The 4,041-nt window shown below is 60.8% G+C and carries 5 protein-coding genes; 2 read left to right on the forward strand and 3 right to left on the reverse strand.

The features are described 5' to 3' along the window. The coding region (locus HP546_RS27070; protein WP_172231947.1) for a carboxy terminal-processing peptidase at positions 1 to 986 on the forward strand (986 nt) is incomplete at its 5' end. A 118-nt stretch (positions 987 to 1,104) separates the two neighbouring features. Beyond that, positions 1,105 to 2,088, forward strand: a complete 984-nt coding sequence (locus HP546_RS27075; RefSeq protein WP_172231952.1) for an EAL domain-containing protein — start codon at positions 1,105 to 1,107, stop codon at positions 2,086 to 2,088. Between the two features lie 48 nt (positions 2,089 to 2,136). On the opposite strand, the gene HP546_RS27080 is transcribed toward HP546_RS27075, so the two are convergent. From HP546_RS27080 to HP546_RS27090, 3 genes are all read right to left on the reverse strand, one after another. Continuing rightward, on the reverse strand, positions 2,137 to 2,505 hold the full coding sequence (locus tag HP546_RS27080) for a hypothetical protein (protein ID WP_172231955.1): 369 nt from the start codon (positions 2,503 to 2,505) through the stop codon (positions 2,137 to 2,139). Then, positions 2,502 to 2,840: a helix-turn-helix transcriptional regulator gene (locus tag HP546_RS27085; protein ID WP_172231958.1), complete on the reverse strand. Its 339-nt coding sequence runs from the start codon at positions 2,838 to 2,840 to the stop codon at positions 2,502 to 2,504. The genes HP546_RS27080 and HP546_RS27085 overlap by 4 nt, the downstream gene beginning before the upstream one ends. Positions 2,841 to 3,425: 585 nt before the next feature. After that, positions 3,426 to 3,968 carry a recombinase family protein gene (locus HP546_RS27090; protein ID WP_172231961.1) on the reverse strand — a complete coding sequence of 181 codons (543 nt, stop codon included), beginning with the start codon at positions 3,966 to 3,968 and terminating at the stop codon, positions 3,426 to 3,428. Positions 3,969 to 4,041: the final 73 nt, after the last annotated feature.

Raw genomic sequence — 4,041 nt, forward strand, 5'->3', positions numbered from 1 at the left:
TGGGCATCATCGAGATCCCGGCCTTCTACCTGGACTTCAAGGCTTACCGCGCCGGCGACCCGGAGTACAAGAGCACCACCCGTGACGTGAAGAAGCTGCTCACCGAACTGCAGAAAGAGAAAGTCGACGGCGTGGTCATCGATCTGCGCAACAACGGCGGCGGCTCGCTGCAGGAAGCCACCGAGCTGACCAGCCTGTTCATCGAAAAAGGCCCGACCGTGCTGGTGCGCAATAGCGATGGCCGCGTCGACGTGCTGGAAGACGAAAACCCCGGTGCCTTCTACAAAGGCCCGCTGGCACTGCTGGTCAACCGCCTGTCGGCCTCGGCCTCGGAGATCTTCGCCGGTGCCATGCAGGACTACCACCGCGCCCTGATCATCGGCGGCCAGACCTTCGGCAAAGGCACCGTGCAGACCATCCAGCCGCTCAACCATGGCGAGCTGAAGCTGACCCTGGCCAAGTTCTACCGGGTGTCCGGGCAGAGTACCCAGCACCAGGGCGTGCTGCCCGACATCGACTACCCGTCGATCATCGACACCAAGGAAATTGGCGAGAGCGCCCTGCCCGAGGCCATGCCGTGGGACACCATCCGCCCGGTGGTCAAGCCGGCGGCCGACCCATTCAAGCCGTTCCTGGCCCAGCTCAAGGCGCAGCATGAAGCGCGCAGCGACAAGGATGCCGAGTTCACTTACATCCGCGACCGCCTGGCCCTGACCCAGAAGCTGATGAACGAAAAAACCGTCAGCCTCAACGAGCAGGACCGCCGTGCACGCCACGACGATATCGAGGCCAAGCAGCTGGCGCTGGAAAACATCCGCCGCAAGGCCAAGGGTGAAGAGCCGCTCAAAGAGCTGAAGAAAGAGGACGAGGACGCGCTGCCGGCCGAGGATGACAACACCAAGCCGGAAGACGATGCCTACCTGTCCGAAACCGGCCGCATCCTGATCGACTACCTCAGCGCCAGCACCAAGGTGGCCAAGAAGTAAGGCACAGTGACAGTGATGGCAGATTAATGTGACCTGTCATCATACAGTCATCGCGCTGTCGTGAAATATAAGGGCCGGGCATGCAGATGCCCGGCCCTTATATTTTCAGGAATACGTCATGACCGTTGCCGAACAGCTCAGTGCCTTGAGCGCCATTCTGGCTCAAAGCCGCATTCACAGCCTGTTTCAACCGATCATGTGCCTGAGCGAGCAACGGGTATTCGGCCATGAGGCGCTGAGCCGTGGGCCGTCGAACAGCCCGCTGCACGCACCGCTCAACCTGTTTACCATGGCCCGCCAGGCCGGCCGGCTGACCGAGCTGGAGGCCGCTTGCCGGGAAAGTGCCTGCCGCCGCTTCAGCGAGCAACAGTTGCAGGGCAAGCTGTTTCTCAACGTCTCGCCAGAATCGCTGCTGGAACCGCACTACCCCTCCGGTCTTACCCTGAAACTGCTCGAACAGGTCGGGCTGCCGCCAAGCCGGGTGGTGATCGAGCTGACCGAGCACACCCCCACCGACGACTTCCAGCTGCTGTCCAATGCCCTGCACCACTACCGCGACATGGGCTTTTCGATTGCCATCGACGATCTGGGCGCAGGATATTCGAGCCTGCGCCTGTGGTCGGAGCTGCGCCCTGAATACGTGAAGATCGACCGCCATTTCATCGACGGCATCCACCGTGATCCGCTCAAGCGCGAGTTCGTGGGTTCGATATTACAGATTGCCCGAGCGTCCAAGGCGCAGGTTATTGCCGAAGGTATCGAGCTGGCAGAGGAGCTGGCGGTGCTGGTGGAGATGGGCGTGGACCTGGTGCAGGGTTACCTGCTGGGGCGACCGCAGGAGCTGGGCGTGCGTGAGGCCAGGCCGTTGCCGGTATCGATCAGCGTGCCGTTGGCCGAACAGCCGACGGTGCGGCTCAATGCCACGATCGGGCAGCTGCTGGAGTTGTTCGGTCGGCATCAGCACCTGGATGCATTGCAGGTGGTCGATGCCGATGGCAGGCCTTGTGGGTTGATTCACAGGGATGCGTTCCCTGTCATGGCCCTATCACCGGCAAGCCAGCTCCCACACAGGTACAGCGCAAAGGCTCAAGGCCTGTGGTGAACCTGTGGGAGCTGGCTTGCCGGCGATAGGGCCGGTACAGGTAAAGACTCAGGCTGTTTCGGGATAGCAGTACTCGAACACCCGCACCACCTCGGAGGCATGCCATGACGCCGCTTCCATGCCATCCACCGGCCCGGAAAAACGCCCAAGCCGCTCCACGCACTCAAAAAAGCCGGTACGCGGCAAACGGCTGGCACCCTGGCTGATCACCAGCGAGCTGCGCAGTGGCTGCTCGGCGCGGGCATCGAGCAGCGCCAGGTATTCCAACGCCGCGGTCAGCGTCTGCATGGCCGGGCTGGGCAGTTGCAAGCGCTCGATCAGCGCTCGGTACGTCAGCAGGTGACGTTGACGACGGGCCAGGTCAAGCTCGCCCAGCAGGTTATCCCAGTGCTGACGGCTGATCCTGACCTGGCTCATGATGGCTCGCTCCAGCCCGCCACACCCAGGTGCCACGCCAGGGCGCGGCGGATGGCGGCATCGGGCTGACGCTCACCCGACTCGATCATGGCCAGGTACGCCGGGCTGACCCCGACATTGCGCGCCAGTTGCTCAGGGGCAATGCCCCTGGCCTGACGAATCTGCCCTACTTCACTGAACCCCGGCAACGGCGCTTCGGCAGCGCTGCTGGCCGCTTCACCGACAACCGCCTCGGTGGGTGCCTGCCCGGCGGCCTTCAGCAGGGCCTGATACTGCTCCCAGGGAACCACGGCGTACTCGGGCTGACCGTCCCGGCTGATGACCTGAATACCCATTACAAACCCCTTAAAAATGGATTACCGCATGTAATCCGTGCAGCCTATCTACTATGGGGATTAGGCGACGAATGGCGCCGTCTGTGCCCCCAATCATGCCCCAAGCGAGGCCGGATTCGACCATAGCAAAAGGCAATCGGGGTGCTCCCCTTCCGTTATATCTCATTGTAAGCGGTTTCTGGCGCCAGTGCTCAGGCAGGCCCGAGGGGCAAACGTGGGGTGGTGTATGGGGGTCGACGTCTAGGGTCCGCGAATGATGGCACTGCTGAAATTATTAGTTTTAGTAGTCTGATTTATTAGGTCTGATGGCACAGGTGATAAGGCTGGAATGTGCAGCACAGAGCGGTCGTTTATTATATTTATTACTTTTATTACTTTTTTCTAATAAATAGAGAGAGAGAGAGAGAGTACAGGTGTACACTGGAAATCTCATAGGCGTAATAGCGCTGTGCTGATAGCGCCAGCGGCGGCGCCGGGTAGGGCTCATTAGGTAATAAAACCAATAAAGCTAATAATGACCGCTCTAGCACGCGGGTTTGAGCCCTATTAGGTTGCCTTATTAGCCCGATTATTAGGTTGTTACGATCATCCCCGAGCAGCCTTCACCGCCCGCTGAACTGTGCTCAGTGACACACCCAACTTGGATGCGGCATCCCGGTACGACATGCCGTTGTCGATTGCCCCAAGGATCGCTGCGGTATCCGTCTGTTTCGCCCCACCCTTGTACACCCCTCGGGCCTTCGCCTTGGCAATGCCTTCCGCCTGGCGCTCCAGCAGCCTGGCACGCTCAAACTGTGCAACGACGGCCAGGATACCCAGCTGCAGGTTACTCGCGGCTGTGCCGTCGCAGTGGAGCGCACCGTCCTTCACGAAACGAACAGCCACACCCCGGCCATTGAGTTCCTGCATCAACGCCAGCAGATCCACCAGGGAGCGGCTCAGGCGGTCGACACTGTGCACCCATAGGGTATCCCCAGCTCGCAGCACTTCGAGCGCCACGCGCAGCTGTGGGCGGTCCACGGTGCTACCGCTGCAGGTATCGGTGAACACCTTGTCCAGTTGCATGCCATCAAGCTGGCGCTCGGTGCTTTGGTCAGCGGTACTGACGCGGATGTATCCAACGTTCATGGTGCCCACCTCTGTGTTCATCAGGGTCTAGATGTATTCACGGTGGCACCGTTTACCCCTCCAATCAAGCGCG

This window comes from Pseudomonas sp. CM25 (genome assembly GCF_013179705.1).
Taxonomy (GTDB): domain Bacteria; phylum Pseudomonadota; class Gammaproteobacteria; order Pseudomonadales; family Pseudomonadaceae; genus Aquipseudomonas.

Excerpts from the sequence above, each read along its gene's own strand:
- HP546_RS27075 (WP_172231952.1), top strand. The coding sequence starts at position 1,105 with ATGACCGTTGCCGAACAGCTCAGTGCCTTGAGCGCCATTCTGGCTCAA.
- HP546_RS27080 (WP_172231955.1), bottom strand. The coding sequence starts at position 2,505 with ATGAGCCAGGTCAGGATCAGCCGTCAGCACTGGGATAACCTGCTGGGC.
- HP546_RS27085 (WP_172231958.1), bottom strand. The coding sequence starts at position 2,840 with ATGGGTATTCAGGTCATCAGCCGGGACGGTCAGCCCGAGTACGCCGTG.
- HP546_RS27090 (WP_172231961.1), bottom strand. The coding sequence starts at position 3,968 with ATGAACGTTGGATACATCCGCGTCAGTACCGCTGACCAAAGCACCGAG.